General features: G+C 51.8%; 19 protein-coding genes. 10 read left to right on the top strand and 9 right to left on the bottom strand.

Features of this window, described 5'->3' with window-relative positions; translation table 11 throughout:
* Nucleotides 1-27: 27 nt before the first annotated feature.
* The 3 genes from CRO19_RS09495 to CRO19_RS09485 all read right to left on the bottom strand — a co-directional run bounded on the left by CRO19_RS09495 (nucleotide 28) and on the right by CRO19_RS09485 (nucleotide 963).
* Nucleotides 28-288, bottom strand: coding sequence for a hypothetical protein (locus tag CRO19_RS09495; protein ID WP_097095612.1), 261 nt, complete (start codon nucleotides 286-288; stop codon nucleotides 28-30).
* 120 nt (nucleotides 289-408) lie between these two features.
* The gene (locus CRO19_RS09490) at nucleotides 409-684 is read right to left on the bottom strand and encodes a hypothetical protein (protein ID WP_176519143.1); all 276 of its coding nucleotides are present in this window, start codon (nucleotides 682-684) and stop codon (nucleotides 409-411) included.
* Entirely contained in the window at nucleotides 685-963 is a 279-nt protein-coding gene (locus CRO19_RS09485) for a Cox family DNA-binding protein (RefSeq protein ID WP_097095611.1), read from the bottom strand. It lies immediately after the preceding gene.
* 133 nt (nucleotides 964-1,096) lie between these two features.
* Here CRO19_RS09485 and CRO19_RS09480 point away from each other — a divergent pair, with 133 nt between their 5' ends.
* The 3 genes from CRO19_RS09480 to CRO19_RS09470 all read left to right on the top strand — a co-directional run bounded on the left by CRO19_RS09480 (nucleotide 1,097) and on the right by CRO19_RS09470 (nucleotide 2,836).
* On the top strand, nucleotides 1,097-1,390 hold the full coding sequence (locus CRO19_RS09480; protein ID WP_097095610.1) for a helix-turn-helix transcriptional regulator: 294 nt from the start codon (nucleotides 1,097-1,099) through the stop codon (nucleotides 1,388-1,390).
* A gap of 35 nt (nucleotides 1,391-1,425) precedes the next feature.
* Nucleotides 1,426-1,698 carry a helix-turn-helix transcriptional regulator gene (locus tag CRO19_RS09475; RefSeq protein ID WP_097095609.1) on the top strand — a complete coding sequence of 91 codons (273 nt, stop codon included), beginning with the start codon at nucleotides 1,426-1,428 and terminating at the stop codon, nucleotides 1,696-1,698.
* Nucleotides 1,699-1,804: 106 nt separating this feature from the next.
* Nucleotides 1,805-2,836, top strand: coding sequence for a phage integrase (locus CRO19_RS09470; RefSeq protein WP_097095608.1), 1,032 nt, complete (start codon nucleotides 1,805-1,807; stop codon nucleotides 2,834-2,836).
* 222 nt (nucleotides 2,837-3,058) lie between these two features.
* Here the strand turns inward: CRO19_RS09470 and cpxP are convergent, their stop codons facing one another.
* Entirely contained in the window at nucleotides 3,059-3,571 is a 513-nt protein-coding gene (gene cpxP, locus CRO19_RS09465) for a cell-envelope stress modulator CpxP (protein ID WP_097095607.1), read from the bottom strand.
* A 150-nt stretch (nucleotides 3,572-3,721) separates the two neighbouring features.
* On the opposite strand from cpxP, the gene cpxR reads away from it, so the two are divergent.
* From cpxR to trmL, 3 genes are read left to right on the top strand one after another with little or no spacing between them, the layout of a single operon-like run.
* A complete protein-coding gene (gene cpxR / locus CRO19_RS09460; protein WP_084877909.1) occupies nucleotides 3,722-4,420 on the top strand; it encodes an envelope stress response regulator transcription factor CpxR in 699 nt (232 codons plus the stop codon).
* Entirely contained in the window at nucleotides 4,417-5,793 is a 1,377-nt protein-coding gene (cpxA, locus tag CRO19_RS09455; protein ID WP_097095606.1) for an envelope stress sensor histidine kinase CpxA, read from the top strand. The genes cpxR and cpxA overlap by 4 nt, the downstream gene beginning before the upstream one ends.
* A 35-nt stretch (nucleotides 5,794-5,828) precedes the next feature.
* Complete coding sequence (trmL, locus tag CRO19_RS09450) at nucleotides 5,829-6,302, top strand: tRNA (uridine(34)/cytosine(34)/5-carboxymethylaminomethyluridine(34)-2'-O)-methyltransferase TrmL (RefSeq protein WP_097095605.1); 474 nt, start codon at nucleotides 5,829-5,831, stop codon at nucleotides 6,300-6,302.
* Here the strand turns inward: trmL and cysE are convergent.
* From cysE to CRO19_RS09425, 5 genes are all read right to left on the bottom strand, one after another.
* A complete protein-coding gene (gene cysE, locus CRO19_RS09445) occupies nucleotides 6,299-7,114 on the bottom strand; it encodes a serine O-acetyltransferase (protein ID WP_007885334.1) in 816 nt (271 codons plus the stop codon). The genes trmL and cysE overlap by 4 nt on opposite strands.
* A 69-nt stretch (nucleotides 7,115-7,183) precedes the next feature.
* Nucleotides 7,184-8,203 (bottom strand): NAD(P)H-dependent glycerol-3-phosphate dehydrogenase, encoded by a 1,020-nt coding sequence (gene gpsA / locus CRO19_RS09440; protein WP_097095604.1) that lies wholly within the window; start codon nucleotides 8,201-8,203, stop codon nucleotides 7,184-7,186.
* Complete coding sequence (gene secB, locus CRO19_RS09435; RefSeq protein WP_097095603.1) at nucleotides 8,203-8,667, bottom strand: protein-export chaperone SecB; 465 nt, start codon at nucleotides 8,665-8,667, stop codon at nucleotides 8,203-8,205. Before secB ends, gpsA begins: the two co-directional genes overlap by 1 nt.
* Nucleotides 8,668-8,707: 40 nt before the next feature.
* Nucleotides 8,708-8,962 (bottom strand): glutaredoxin 3, encoded by a 255-nt coding sequence (gene grxC / locus CRO19_RS09430; protein ID WP_097095602.1) that lies wholly within the window; start codon nucleotides 8,960-8,962, stop codon nucleotides 8,708-8,710.
* Between the two features lie 18 nt (nucleotides 8,963-8,980).
* The gene (locus CRO19_RS09425; RefSeq protein WP_097095601.1) at nucleotides 8,981-9,412 is read right to left on the bottom strand and encodes a rhodanese-like domain-containing protein; all 432 of its coding nucleotides are present in this window, start codon (nucleotides 9,410-9,412) and stop codon (nucleotides 8,981-8,983) included.
* 249 nt (nucleotides 9,413-9,661) lie between these two features.
* Between CRO19_RS09425 and envC the strand changes: the two genes are divergently transcribed.
* Genes envC through CRO19_RS09405 form a run of 4 tightly spaced genes read left to right on the top strand, consistent with a single transcriptional unit; the run spans nucleotide 9,662 to nucleotide 14,017 of the window.
* Nucleotides 9,662-10,963, top strand: a complete 1,302-nt coding sequence (gene envC, locus CRO19_RS09420) for a murein hydrolase activator EnvC (RefSeq protein WP_097095600.1) — start codon at nucleotides 9,662-9,664, stop codon at nucleotides 10,961-10,963.
* A gap of 3 nt (nucleotides 10,964-10,966) precedes the next feature.
* Nucleotides 10,967-11,872 (top strand): divergent polysaccharide deacetylase family protein, encoded by a 906-nt coding sequence (locus CRO19_RS09415; RefSeq protein WP_097095599.1) that lies wholly within the window; start codon nucleotides 10,967-10,969, stop codon nucleotides 11,870-11,872.
* Between the two features lie 11 nt (nucleotides 11,873-11,883).
* On the top strand, nucleotides 11,884-13,113 hold the full coding sequence (locus tag CRO19_RS09410; protein WP_097095598.1) for a glycosyltransferase: 1,230 nt from the start codon (nucleotides 11,884-11,886) through the stop codon (nucleotides 13,111-13,113).
* On the top strand, nucleotides 13,106-14,017 hold the full coding sequence (locus tag CRO19_RS09405; RefSeq protein WP_097095597.1) for a hypothetical protein: 912 nt from the start codon (nucleotides 13,106-13,108) through the stop codon (nucleotides 14,015-14,017). Before CRO19_RS09410 ends, CRO19_RS09405 begins: the two co-directional genes overlap by 8 nt.
* Nucleotides 14,018-14,034: the final 17 nt, after the last annotated feature.

Here is a 14,034-nt window from a genome sequence, read left to right as displayed (position 1 = left end):
ATAAGCCCGGCGCACCGCGCCGGATTATCACGCAATGGCCGGCAGTGGAATTTCACCGCGACTGCACTGAGCAACAACCTTTTCCAGCTCATCAGCAGATTCCGCATCACCCGAGGCGTTTGCGACAGTTACCAGACCTTCCAGACCGATACTCAAGCGGAAAGCGTGATCAGCGATGGAGTTCTCACGCACCTGCGGCGCAACAGCAGTGGCAGCTTTGAGCACCATCACTTTGTTGTGGTAGGAGTTGAGAAGGTTGTTTTTTAATACCTGGTATTCATTACGCATTTGCTTTGATTCCCTTTTTACTTGACTTGTAGCGCTTTGCTCGTTGTCGCCGGCAGATGTCCTGAATGATCAGCTGCATCGACTCAATTAATCCCCACGCCAGAACTGTGAGGTAAACCGCTAATTGCCATTCATCGGCTCTGAACAATTCGTCACCTCGCCAACCACTACCGAAACCCCGAGACGCTCACACCAGACTTCATGATCATGATGCAGGCCATCAATGGTGCGTATCGCTTCGGCCTGGGCGAATTCTTGCCCGTAATACATCCCATCTTTTGTCACCTGATAACGGTGATTCTTATCAACCGCGCTGCGCGGCAAACGCTGAATTGTGAAACCGCGATACAGGCTGACGTGCTTATTTACTTCAACCACCTGATGCGCCGCTGACATTTAAAGACCCAGCCATAGCAACCAGGCATCGCGTTGTTCAGTCGGACGGGAGTAATATGCATCGCGCATAGCACGATTAAATTCAGGCAGATACACCATTTTTTCACCAGCTCGGCCGGTAGGGTTTTCCGGGTTACGCCATTCAATCAGCGGCAGCTTATTGTTCTCAGCCATCGCTTTAATTGCGCTGGCCGGCTTTCCGATCATCTCGCCAAACTTCTGGTACGTAACTGCGTCAGCGAGGCTTTTGACCTCCAAACCATCACTCATCGTGCTCATGTGATAATCTCCTGTTTTTGGGTTCCAGCTGCTTCTAACTGCTTCCTACGGCTTATATTGGCGACTGGCTATTGCTTAACTTTCATAATCTCCTTTTGGAGATGATGAGTAATCTAATCTCCAAGAGGAGATCATGTCAACAACGTACAGTGAAAAATTAAGATTAATCCGTATTGCCGAGGGGCTTACTCAAACGCAACTTCGTGATTTAACAGGGCTTGGCCTTAGCACCATTAGAAATTATGAAACGCACTTAAAAGAGCCTGGACTGAAGGTTGTAGACAAATTTCTATCAATCGATTTATTCCAGAAGTACACCCTTTGGCTCATGACAAATCGGGTCGCGCCTGAAGCAGGACAGATAGCCCCTAAAGGTGCTGAAGATTTAGACGACGAAGGCGATAACGCCGATGCTGCTAATCAGTAGCCTCGTTAATAAATCCGGTACTTTTGGGAGTTCAAATGACTCAGGACTATGGAAATAAAATACGCGCCATCAGGATGGCAGAAGGGATCACTCAAACCGCGATGGCTAAGGAATGCGGCATCGCTTTAAGCCGCTTGAGAAATATTGAATCAGGTGGTGATGGTGTTGGCCTGAAGACGATTGAGAGGATTGTCAGCACAGCAAGACTCGAGAAATACACGTTATGGATGATGATCGGCAAAACCACTGAAGCAGCCGGCCAGATTTCGCCGGCTCTCTCACACAGTGGGCCAGAAAAAACAGAGTAACGCCAATTAACAGGCTGGGATGGTTAGCTGTACATTCCGCCTGGCTGCTGAGCCACACCGGCCCGGCAAACGACGAAGCAACACCATCAATCAGGAGGGCTCAGCCATGAGCATTAAACCAACTGATGATGGTCAATGGATGGTGGACATCCGCCCTACCGGTAAAGCAGGAAAGCGATACCGGAAGAAATTCAGCAGGAAATCAGACGCGAAGGCGTATGAACTTTGGGTAATGAGCAAGGCCAGCGAGCCGGAGGAATGGTCTAAACAACCTTCAGACCGCCGGCGTATCTCTGAGCTACTGGCTAACTGGTGGGAAGTACACGGTATTACGCTGAAGAATGGGAAAATTGAGAGGATGCACCTGCTCAAGACCATTGCGCATATTGGTGATATGCCGGCTAGCGCGCTCAGCAAAAAGAATCTGCTTCAGCTGAGAACGTCCAGGCTTGCAGATGGGATTTCGCCAGCCACGATAAACCGTGATGTTTATCGCCTTTCCGGCATGTTCACGACTCTCATTAAGCTCGGTGAGTATCGCCAGCCTAACCCGGTTCAGAAGCTGCCTCCGTTAAAACAGGCAGACCCTGAAGTCATTTTCCTGATGCCGGATCAGATCACTGCACTGCTGGCCGTTCTGGAAGGGGATGAAAGAAAGGTTGCACTGGTTTGCCTGAGCACAGGTGCACGATGGAGTGAAGCGGCAGAACTGGATGCAATGCGCGTGCGTATGGGACGCATCCACTTTTTTGCCACGAAGAACGGCAAAAACAGGGTTATCCCGATTTCTGATGAGCTGGAAAAACTCATCGGCTCGCGTAGAAGTGGCAAGCTGTTCAAAGTGGATTACGAGAGTTTCAGGGAAAAGCTGAGAACCGCCGTACCGGAGTTACCGCGCGGCCAGGCAACACACGTTCTCAGGCATACGTTCGCGAGTCATTTTATGATGAACGGCGGAAACATCATTACCCTGCGTGACATCCTCGGACATGCAAAAATTGAGCAGACGATGATTTACGCCCACTTTGCGCCAGACTTCCTCCAGCACGCTGTGACGCTCAATCCGCTGGGCGGAGGACTGGAGGCGATTGAGATAGGGAAAAGCCGTCAGGAAGCCGCTGAGCCGGCCATAAGTTGAGATGCGCGGGTCATTCACGAAAGCGTGTCCACCTTGTGTCCACCAGTGACCACAATGCGACCCTTTTCCAGTTGCTTTGAACTGGTTCCTGTTGGTTAATAACTCAAACTAACTGACTGTTTTAGCGTGGTTTTGTTGGTAAGTTATTGATAAAAAAAACCCCCGCATCATGCGGGGGAAGACAGGGATGGTGTCTATGGCAAGGAAAACAGGGATACTATGTTACTGGTTACTGCTGGTACTACTCACTGCTTGCAGCGGTGATGATGGCTGCAATCCTGAGAGCCGACGCATTTCTGCAAGTCGTCGCTCATAATTCTTCTGCAATTTCGCTTGCTGTGCAGGCGTTAGCAGGTGATACATCTGATTGCGAACCCGGGCCATCTCAACTTGCTGTTCGATTGCTGCGCGGGCCTGTTTTTCAGCCTGCTCTCGGATAGCCGGTTCGTTAAATTTGTCAGCAATGACAAGGTCATGCATAGTTTCGATATCTTGAACGCTGAGTGTTGGGCGTTCGTGGCGCGCTTGCTGCATTAGATCTCGCATCTGTTGCCGCTGTTGTTCAGTCAGCTCAATGCCATCGAACATGTAGCTTTGCGGATTTTGCGTCATACTGCCTGTCGCTAATACGCCGTTCGGATGCATCTCGTCAATCGTCGTCGTGTCTGCTGCTTCTGCGCTGGCGTGACTGAGAACCATCGCTGAGGCAATGACGACGGCGGTTAAGTAGCGCATCGTTAACTCCCAGTTCGTTCCGTTTTGCGATTCAACGAGAGCCAGTGTACGGCGGTGGCTGCAAACATCCGTCAGGGGGTGTAAAACTACGTAAAGCGTTGGATTGCAAGTCAAGGAACACGGTATTTTGCCTGCGGAGGGCAATAAAAAATGAATAAAATCCTGTTGGTTGATGACGACCGCGAATTAACTTCGCTGCTTAAAGAACTGCTTGAGATGGAAGGTTTTGAAGTCATTGTGGCAAGCGATGGTGAGCAGGCACTAAACCTGTTAGACAACACCGTGGACTTGCTTTTGCTGGATGTGATGATGCCGAAAAAGAACGGTATCGACACATTGAAAGAACTACGCCAACAGCACCAAACGCCGGTCATCATGCTGACCGCGCGTGGCAGTGAACTGGACCGTGTTTTGGGCCTTGAGTTAGGTGCAGACGATTATCTGCCTAAACCCTTTAACGATCGCGAACTGGTGGCGCGTATCCGTGCCATTTTGCGCCGTTCAAACTGGAGCGAGCAGCAACAACAGCACGATAACAGCTCACCAACGCTGGAAGTGGATTGCCTGCGCCTGAACCCTGGTCGCCAGGAAGCGAGCTTTGATAACGAAACGCTGGATCTTACCGGCACCGAATTCACTCTGCTCTATTTGCTGGCGCAGCATCTGGGCCAGGTGGTTTCACGTGAGCATTTGAGTCAGGAAGTGTTGGGTAAACGTCTGACACCGTTTGACCGTGCTATCGATATGCACATTTCTAACCTGCGCCGTAAATTACCGGAACGTCGCGATGGCCACCCGTGGTTTAAAACGCTACGTGGACGCGGCTATCTGATGGTTTCGGCATCATGATCGGAAGTTTAACTACCCGCATCTTCGCTATCTTCTGGCTCACGCTGGCGCTGGTGTTGATGCTGGTTTTAATGGTGCCCAAACTCGATTCGCGCCAAATGACGTCGTTGCTGGAAAGTGAACAACGACAGGGCACGATGATTGAACAGCACGTCGAGGCTGAATTATCTCAGGACCCGCCAAACGATCTGATGTGGTGGCGCCGTTTGTTCCGTTCTATCGACAAATGGGCGCCCCCAGGCCAGCGCTTACTGCTGGTCACCAGCGAAGGCCGAGTGATTGGCGCGCAGCACAACGAAATGCAGATCATCCGCAACTTTATCGGTCAATCCGACAATGCCGACCATCCGCAAAAGAAGAAGTATGGCCGCGTTGAAATGGTCGGGCCGTTCGCCGTGCGCGATGGTGAAGATAACTACCAGCTTTATATGATTCGCCCTGCTACCAGCTCGCAGCTCGATTTCATCAATCTGATGTTCGACCGCCCGCTTCTGCTGCTGATCGTCACCATGTTGATTAGCTCACCGCTGCTGCTGTGGTTGGCATGGAGCCTGGCGCGTCCCGCTCGTAAGCTTAAGTACGCCGCAGATGAAGTAGCGAGTGGCAATTTACGTCAACATCCGGAACTGGAATCAGGCCCGCAGGAGTTCCTTGCAGCCGGCTCAAGTTTCAACCAGATGGTGAGTGCGCTCGAACGTATGATGACGGCACAGCAGCGCCTGCTGTCCGATATCAGCCATGAATTGCGCACCCCGCTGACCCGTTTACAGCTGGCAACGGCATTGCTGCGTCGGCGCAACGGTGAAGGTAAAGAGTTACAGCGCATCGAAACCGAAGCGCAGCGTCTTGATGGCATGATCAACGATTTGCTGGTGCTGTCACGCACTCAGCATAATAACGCCCTGGTCAGCGAAGCGATGAAGGCCAATCAGCTGTGGAACGGCGTGCTGGAAGATGCCAAATTTGAAGCCGAGCAGATGGGCAAGGTTATGGATGTACCCTATCCGCCGGGTCCCTGGCCGTTATATGGTAATCCTCACGCCCTGGAAAGCGCGCTGGAGAATATCGTACGTAACGCATTGCGCTATTCAAACTCGCATATCAGCGTCAGCTTCTCGGTAGATATTGAAGGCATTACCATCCATGTCGATGATGATGGTCCAGGCGTGAGTCCAGAGGATCGCGAGCAGATTTTCCGTCCGTTTTACCGTACCGATGAAGCACGCGATCGCGAGTCGGGTGGCACCGGTCTGGGTTTAGCGATTGTCGAAACCGCAGTGCAGCAGCATCGCGGCTGGGTTAAAGCCGATGATAGTCCGTTAGGCGGCTTACGCTTAACGCTGTGGTTGCCGCTGTACTCCGCCCGTCAATAATTTGTTATGCTTCGGCCCTCGTTTCCGGGGGCCTTATGCTAAACATTGTCTTATTTGAACCTGAAATTCCGCCAAATACCGGCAACATTATCCGCCTGTGCGCAAATACCGGTTTTCAGTTACACCTGATTGAACCTCTGGGTTTTGCCTGGGATGATAAGCGCCTGCGTCGCGCGGGTCTGGATTACCACGAGTACACCGCGTTAAAAAAGCATGCTAACTACGCGGCATTTTTGACGTCCGAAGCACCGCAACGCCTGTTCGCACTTACGACCAAAGGCACGCCTGCACACAGCGCGGTGAGCTATCAAAAAGGTGATTATTTGATGTTCGGTCCGGAGAGTCGGGGTTTACCGGCAGAGATTCTCAACGCGTTACCGGCTGAGCAAAAAATCCGTATACCCATGATGGCGGAAAGCCGCAGCATGAACTTATCGAACGCGGTATCGGTGGTGGTATATGAAGCGTGGCGCCAACTCGACTATGCTGGCGCCCTGATTAAAGGCTAGATGCCGTCGCCATACTCAAAGCCAGCGCCGTTAAAGTGCTGATCCATATCCATCGACGGTTTATCACTGGTCGGTTTGCCAACAATACGCGCTGGCACACCGGCCGCCGTAGTGTGCGGAGGTACGGGCTGCAGGACAACAGAACCGGCTCCGATTTTCGCGCCGCGCCCCACTTCAATGTTGCCCAGAATTTTGGCACCCGCACCAATCATCACGCCTTCACGGATCTTCGGATGACGATCGCCGCTGGTTTTCCCGGTACCGCCCAGCGTTACCGATTGCAGAATTGAAACATCATTTTCGATGATGGCCGTTTCGCCGATGACGATGCCGGTGGCGTGATCCAGCATAATACCGCGGCCAATGCGTGCCGCCGGATGAATATCGACGGCAAAGGAGACGGAGATTTCATTTTGCAGATAGACCGCCAACGCACGGCGCCCCTCTTTCCACAGCCAATGCCCAATACGATAAGCCTGCAATGCATGGAAGCCTTTCAGATAGAGCAGCGGCGTGGAGTATTTGTCGACCGCCGGATCGCGCTGGCGCACCGCTTGAATATCATAGGCCGCAGAGACGATCATCTCCGGGTCTTCACGATAGGCCTCTTCCACGATTTCGCGGATGGCAATCGCGGGCATAATCGGGTTCGCCAGCTTGTTGGCAAGCATATAGCTGAGGGCGCTGCCGAGGTTTTCGTGTTTTAGCAATGTCGCATGGTAAAAGCTGGCCAGCATCGGTTCACAGTCGGCCAGGGCTCTGGCTTCGGCTTTGATATGGTTCCAGACCAGTTCTAACTCTTCAGACGACATTGCTGTTTGCTCCCGATAAAAAAAGCGCCTGATGGGGCGCTACAGGTGATGACGCTGGCGCATCCTGCTTCAGCTTTGGCTGTTTTCGTCCTTCCTTGCACGGCCAAGTAACGTCAATGCTGCCTCTCGCGCCGATTTTCCGCAATAGAGCACCTGATAAATCTGCTCGGTAATGGGCATTTCGATGCCAACTCGAGCGGCCAATGCTTTGACTTCTTTAGTATTTCTGTAGCCTTCTACAACTTGTCCGATAATGCGTTGCGCATCATCCACGCTCTCACCTTGCCCCAGCATCATGCCGAAACGTCGGTTACGTGACTGATTGTCGGTACAGGTCAGCACCAGATCGCCTAAGCCCGCCATGCCCATAAAGGTGGTGGGATCGGCCCCCAGCGCGGCGCCAAGACGGCTCATTTCAGTGAGGCCACGTGTGATCAGTGCGGTCCGGGCATTAGCCCCAAAACCAATTCCGTCAGAAATTCCTGCGCCAATCGCAATGACGTTTTTCACCGCGCCGCCTAACTGCACACCGATGAAATCCTGATTGTTATAGACGCGAAAACTTTTACCGCAGTGTAATTTCTGCTGCAGATCTTCAGCAAACTGTCCATCGGTCGAGGCCAGCGCGATGGCGGTTGGCATCCCAGCCGCCAACTCTTTGGCGAAGGTTGGCCCAGAAATAACGGCTAAAGGAATCGCATCGCCAAGGATCTCGCGCGCCACATCCTGCAGTAAACGGCCCGTCTCTTTCTCCAGCCCTTTGGTCGCCCAAACAATCCGCGAATCCGCCCGCAAATGCGGTTTGAGCTGCGTAAGCACATCGCCAAACACATGGCTCGGTACCACGATCAGCAAATCGCGGCTCGCGCTCACCACCGTAGCTAAGTCGGCTTCAGGAACAAGATTCTCGGGGAAAGGAACATCGGGCAGGAAAGCAACATTGCAGCGGTCAGCTTGCAGCTGCGCCACACTTTGGGGATTATGCCCCCACAGCAGAACCGGATGGCCATTACGGGCCAGCGTGATGGCCAAGGCGGTGCCGTACGAACCGGCACCGATGACGCTAATTGAAGCGTTGAGGGTAGTCATCAGGCATCCTGATGTGGCGCTTCGCCTTCACCTTGCTGCTGCAGATAGTTCATGAACAGCGCATCAAAGTTAACGGGTGCCAGGTTGAGCTGCGGGAAGGTACCGCGAGACACGAGGCTAGTGACGCATTCGCGTGCATACGGGAACAGAATGTTCGGGCAGTATGCGCCCAGGCAATGTGCCATTTGCGTGCCTTCAATGCCGCTAATGGTGAAAATACCGGCCTGCTGTACTTCGCACAGGAATGCCGTTTCTTCGGCAACGGTTGCCGTTACGGTAACACGCAGCACAACTTCAAAAACGCCATCAGCCAACTGAGAAGATGCCGTGTCGAGATCCAGTTTCACTTCCGGTTCCCACTCTTTCTGGAAAACCTGCGGCGCGTTCGGCGCTTCATAAGAGACGTCTTTGGTGTAAACACGTTGAATCTGGAACTGCATTTCGTTGGTGCTATGTTCTGACATGAGACTAAATCCTTTGAGTTAAAATTGTCTGATCGAAAAGTTATGCCTGGAGTAGAGGATCAAGTCCCTGACGTCCATCCAGCGCGTAAAGATCGTCACAGCCGCCAATGTGCTGCGCGTCTATAAAAATCTGAGGCACCGTAGTACGGCCACTTCGTTGGATCATCTCTTCGCGTTTCGCTGCGTTCCCGTCAATGGGAATCTCCTGGTACGACACGCCTTTTTGATCCAGCAACGCCTTTGCCCGGTGGCAATAAGGACAAGTGACTTTGGTGTAAATCTCAACATTCGCCATACGGTTACCCCTGAGAAGTTATTTACCGCGTACCAGTGGCAGATTTTCACCACTCCAGCCGCTCACGCCGTCTTTCAACACGGATACTTTTTCAAAACCAGCAGCGCTCAATTTAGCCGCTGACTCACCTGCGCTCTGGCCGGTGGCACAAACTACAATTATGGGTTGTGCCTTGTGCTTTTCCAGCTCGCCAAAACTCTCTTTTTTAATGTCTGCGGCCGCTACATTAATTGCCCCTGAAATGTGTCCTTTGCGGTAATCGTCGCGTGAACGAACGTCTACCACCACCGCGTCCTCTTTATTAATCATGTGGGTTGCTTCACCACGACTGATGGTTTTTACTTTAGAGAACATACCTTTAACGGTGGTCACAATCACGAGAACGAGTAAAGCAACCCATGCCAGACTGAGGATGGGGTGATTGCTTGCAAACTGCATAATTTCTTGCATGAGGGGTAACGACTCCAAACCGGGCTGATAAGCTAAAACAAGGGTTCTGAGTATACCTGCGCCACTTCGCATGTACAGTCGCGAAGGGGCCAGAGTTACGATTTGTGCGTCATTTTCCAAAAAAAGTGTTCTAATCGCAAAATTAAGACAAAGTTTATGCCAGTAAGCTCGGTACAGACATTTTTAGCAAAGTAAAACCCGGCCGGGCTAACTGGTAAGCGGCTGTTCATCGTGGAATAATTATCGACTATGAAGGGAAAAGCGACCGTTACACACACAAGGACCCGTTACAGCGGCACCACACTTCCGTTGTCATTCCGCTGGTCCGAAATCTCCCTGAGTCTGCTCGTCGCGGGCGCGCTGTTAATGCCCGCAGCCGCGCGCAGCGCAGATGATAATAAAACGCAGCTAAAATCTATTCAGCAGAACATTGCCGAGAAAGAAAAAAGCGTAAAGGCGCAGAAACTGCAGCGCAGTAAGCTGCTGGATCAATTACAGAGTCAGGAAAAAGTAATTGCGCAAGCCAGCCGCCAACTGCGTGAAACGCGCAATAGCCTGCGCGCGCTTGAGGGCGAAATTGCGCAGGTTACCGCTTCAATTACTCGTCTGGAAAAGCAGCAAGCACAGCAAGAAAAACTGCTCGCGCAACAGTTAGATGCCGCCTTCCGTCAGGGTCAGCATAACGGTTTACAACTGCTGCTGGGCGGTGAAGAAGCACAACGCAGTGAACGCATCCTTGCCTATTTCGGCTATCTCAATGCCGCCCGACAGAAAAATATCGACGATCTCAAACAAACGCAGCAGCAATTGGCGGAACAGCGTCAATCCCTGCAGGGTAAACAAGAGCAGCAAAAATCCTTGTTAGCGCAACAACAGACACAGCAAAGCAAATTGGAAGTGGCCAGCGCGGCACGGAAGAAGACGCTTACCGTGCTGGAGAGTTCGCTGGAAAAAGATCAGGCCGATCTGGTTGAGATGCGTGAGAACGAAAGCCGCCTGCAGAGCAAGATTGCTAAAGCAGAACGTGAAGCACGTGAACGTGCCGAACGCGAAGCTCGCGAGGCGGAAAAAGTGCGTCAACGTCAGGCGCAGGCGAAAGCCAAAGGATCCAGCTATCAGCCAACGCAGAGTGAACGCGAGCTGATGGCGCGTACTGGAGGATTGGGCAAGCCGGGTGGCCAAGCGGTTTGGCCGGTACGAGGACGTATTGAACACCGCTTCGGTGAATCGATGCAGGGCGAACTGCGCTGGAAAGGTCTGGTGGTTGATGCGCCTGAAGGCACTGAAGTCAAAGCCATTGCCGATGGACGCGTGCTGATGGCCGACTGGCTGCAAGGCTACGGTCTGGTGGTGGTACTCGAGCACGGCAAAGGCGACATGAGCCTTTATGGCTACAATCAAAGCGCATTGGTGAGCGTTGGTGCTCAGGTGAAGGCAGGACAGCCTATCGCCCTTGTGGGCACCAGCGGCGGCCGCGGCACGCCTTCGCTCTACTTTGAAATCCGACGCCAGGGACAGGCCGTCAATCCACTACCGTGGTTAGGAAGATAAGTTTTGTTTCAACCCTCTAAAGTTTCGGCCGCACTCTGCGGCCTGTTTTTGTCACTTTCCGCCCATGCGGGAAAACTCTCCATCGTCATTGACGACTTCGGTTATCGTCCCGCCGAAGAGAATAAAGTGCTGCAAATGCCCACGGCAATCTCCGTTGCGGTCCTGCCGAATGCGCCACATGCGCGTGAAATGGCGACAAAAGCGCATCAGGGTGGCCGCGAAGTATTGATCCACCTGCCAATGGCTCCGCTCAGTAAACAACCGCTGGAAAAAGACACGCTAACGCCGGAGATGAGCAGCGCGGAGATTGAACGGATCATTCGTGAAGCCACCAGCAAAGTGCCCTACGCGGTGGGCCTGAATAATCACATGGGCAGCAAAATGACCTCCAGCCTGCCCGGCATGCAGAAAGTGATGCAGGCGCTCAATCACTACAATTATTACTTTCTCGATAGCATGACCATTGGCAACAGCCAATCGATCCCGGCGTCTCAGGGCACGCACGTCAAAGTGCTTAAGCGCCGCGTGTTCCTCGATGATAGCCAGAATGATGCCGCCATCCGTACGCAGTTTACTCGCGCGGTTAAGCTGGCACAGCGTGACGGTTATGCCATCGCCATCGGTCATCCGCATCCCACCACGGTACACGTGTTGCAACAAATGCTGCCAACTTTACCAGCCGATATCACGTTGGTGCGCCCCAGTCAGTTGTTGAATGAACCGCTGCATCAGGGCACCACGCTACCGCCATCCAAGCCGGATAAACCTGAGAATCCGCGCTTCCGCGCACCGGGTCTGTGTAAGCCGAGCAAGCCCGTTCCGCCGGTGCCGCAGAGCCGAGCCGTTGAATTAGTCACGGAAAGTATTGAGCAAAGCCAATTGGTTAAGTCAATTAAACAGCTCTTCTGATAGCGGGATGAATGAACTCAATGAGAAGAAAGATTTTGCTGTTGGATACCGGACGTGAATGGGGCGGCGGCACTAACAGTATGTTAGAACTGCTTAAACGCATCGATCGGCAGAAGTTTGCTGTCACCTGTTGTTTTTATAACAACTATTCTCGTGGCAACAGCGAAACCATTGAGTCCATCTTAAATTCAATCGGCATTCCCGTTATTTTTATCCCGCAACGTCGCCAGCCAATGTGGGCAAAACTGAGTAAAGAGCTGTTACGTACGCTGTTTTTTTTCAACCGCTCGCTGAAAAAAGAGATGATCGCTCGGGTGGACGAAATATGGCGTGTCTTACCCAATGCCAAAGCAATTTCATCAATTATGCGGGCTGGGCAATACAACGCGCTTTATATGAATAACCAGCCCAGCACCAACGTTGAAGGCTATTGCGCCGTCAACAATTTAGATGTGGCGCTCATCCAGCACTGCCGAATTGAACCGCAACTGAACGCCGCGCTGGTGAAGAGGGTTAATGAACGTGTTGATGCCGTTATCGCGGTCTCGCACGGCGTCAACCAGTCATTACGTCAGAGCGGCGTTGATGCGCAGCGCTGCTTCACCGTTTCAAACGCGATTGATATTCACCAGACATTGCCTGACCGCGCAGAAGTACGTGAGCGCCTGGGCTACGCCCCAGAAACATTCATTTTTGGTTCAATAGGCTCACTTATCACGCGTAAAGCGAACCATCATATTTTTCAGGCGTTAGGCCAGTTCAAACGCGCTCATCCAGAGGCAAAATGGAAAATGGTGGTGGTGGGTAGCGGACCCGAACAGGAAAAACTGGCTCAGCTCGCTGGTACAGAAATGATTGAATCACATATCGTTTTTACCGGTTTTCAAAACAACCCGCTGGATTATCTTGCCGCGTTTGATGTCTTTATTCTTGCCTCGCGCAGTGAAGGCTTACCGCGTGTGGTGCTGGAAGCCATGCTGGTGAAAACGGCGGTGATAGGTTCGAATGTGGTAGGTACGGCGGAGTTAATTAATCACAATGAGACCGGCTTGATTTTTGAATATGGCGATATTGATCGGTTAAGCGGCTATCTGATGACATTATGGCAAGATGCCACACTGCGCCAGCGCCTCATCGAGGCGGCTGAATTACGCGTGCGTGAGCAATACGCCATTGAGAACTATGTTTCTGGTGTCGAAATGATATTAGAAAAATGTATTGAAAGGAGAACGCATGTTTGAATTTTTAAATAAAAACTATCGACACATCCGCGCTCGCCACAATATTTCATACACGCAGAGCGATACGCAAGGTAATACACCATTAACTTCAGTGATCATTCCTTGCACAGGTTCCGACTATATCGAAGAAGCGTTATTGAGTGCAGAATTTGCCAGTCGCTTTGCATCCGGTATTGAGGAGATAGTGATTGTCAGCGATCAGCCTGAGCAGGCTTTCGGTAAACTGCCGAAAAATACCCGCGTAACGACATTGGATATTCCTTTTCGTGAGGAAAGCTATCGTTATAAACAGATTTACCGCAGTCGATTAATCAAAATTCAAGCCCCTTTACAGGCTAAAGGCGAAGGGATTTTGATGATTGACTCGGACCTCAATCTGCTTAGATCACCCACAATAAATATGCATGAAGGGCATCTTTATTCCAGTTTCCGCAAAGGAAAAATGATCGCTAAGCTGGAGGGAGCCGATGAGCATGCCATCCCTGCATATTACAAACCATCAATAAGACCGTATTTAGAAGATCACGTAAATGGTGCCTATTTAGCCGCCACGCGAAAAACCTGGAAACGCATTTGCCCACTCTGGTTAACGCTCTTTCAAGACACGTGGGAACTCATGAACGACAATCAGCCGCCAACCGATCAGCTGCCACTCTCAGTATTACTGGATATGCTAGACCTTCGTACGATCAATCTGGGAGAGTGGGCAAACTGGCCCGTTTCCAAAAAGATTGGCGGCCACGCGGCGCCCATTCCCTCTGAAGTCATTGGCGCACACGGTGGTTTTCCTTTAAGTGAATGGCAGAAATACCTTCAGGATCCCACTCAGCCGCTCACCTTCAAGGGGCAGGATTACACACGCAAAGTGCGCTACCTGACGGACGCAGAAAAAATACAGCAATGAAACTCTCCGGCCGTCTG

It is taken from the genome of Candidatus Pantoea floridensis (genome assembly GCF_900215435.1).
Taxonomy (GTDB): domain Bacteria; phylum Pseudomonadota; class Gammaproteobacteria; order Enterobacterales; family Enterobacteriaceae; genus Pantoea; species Pantoea floridensis.
The sequence above is the reverse complement of the archived record's forward strand: the minus strand, read 5'-3'. Positions and strand labels throughout refer to the sequence as shown.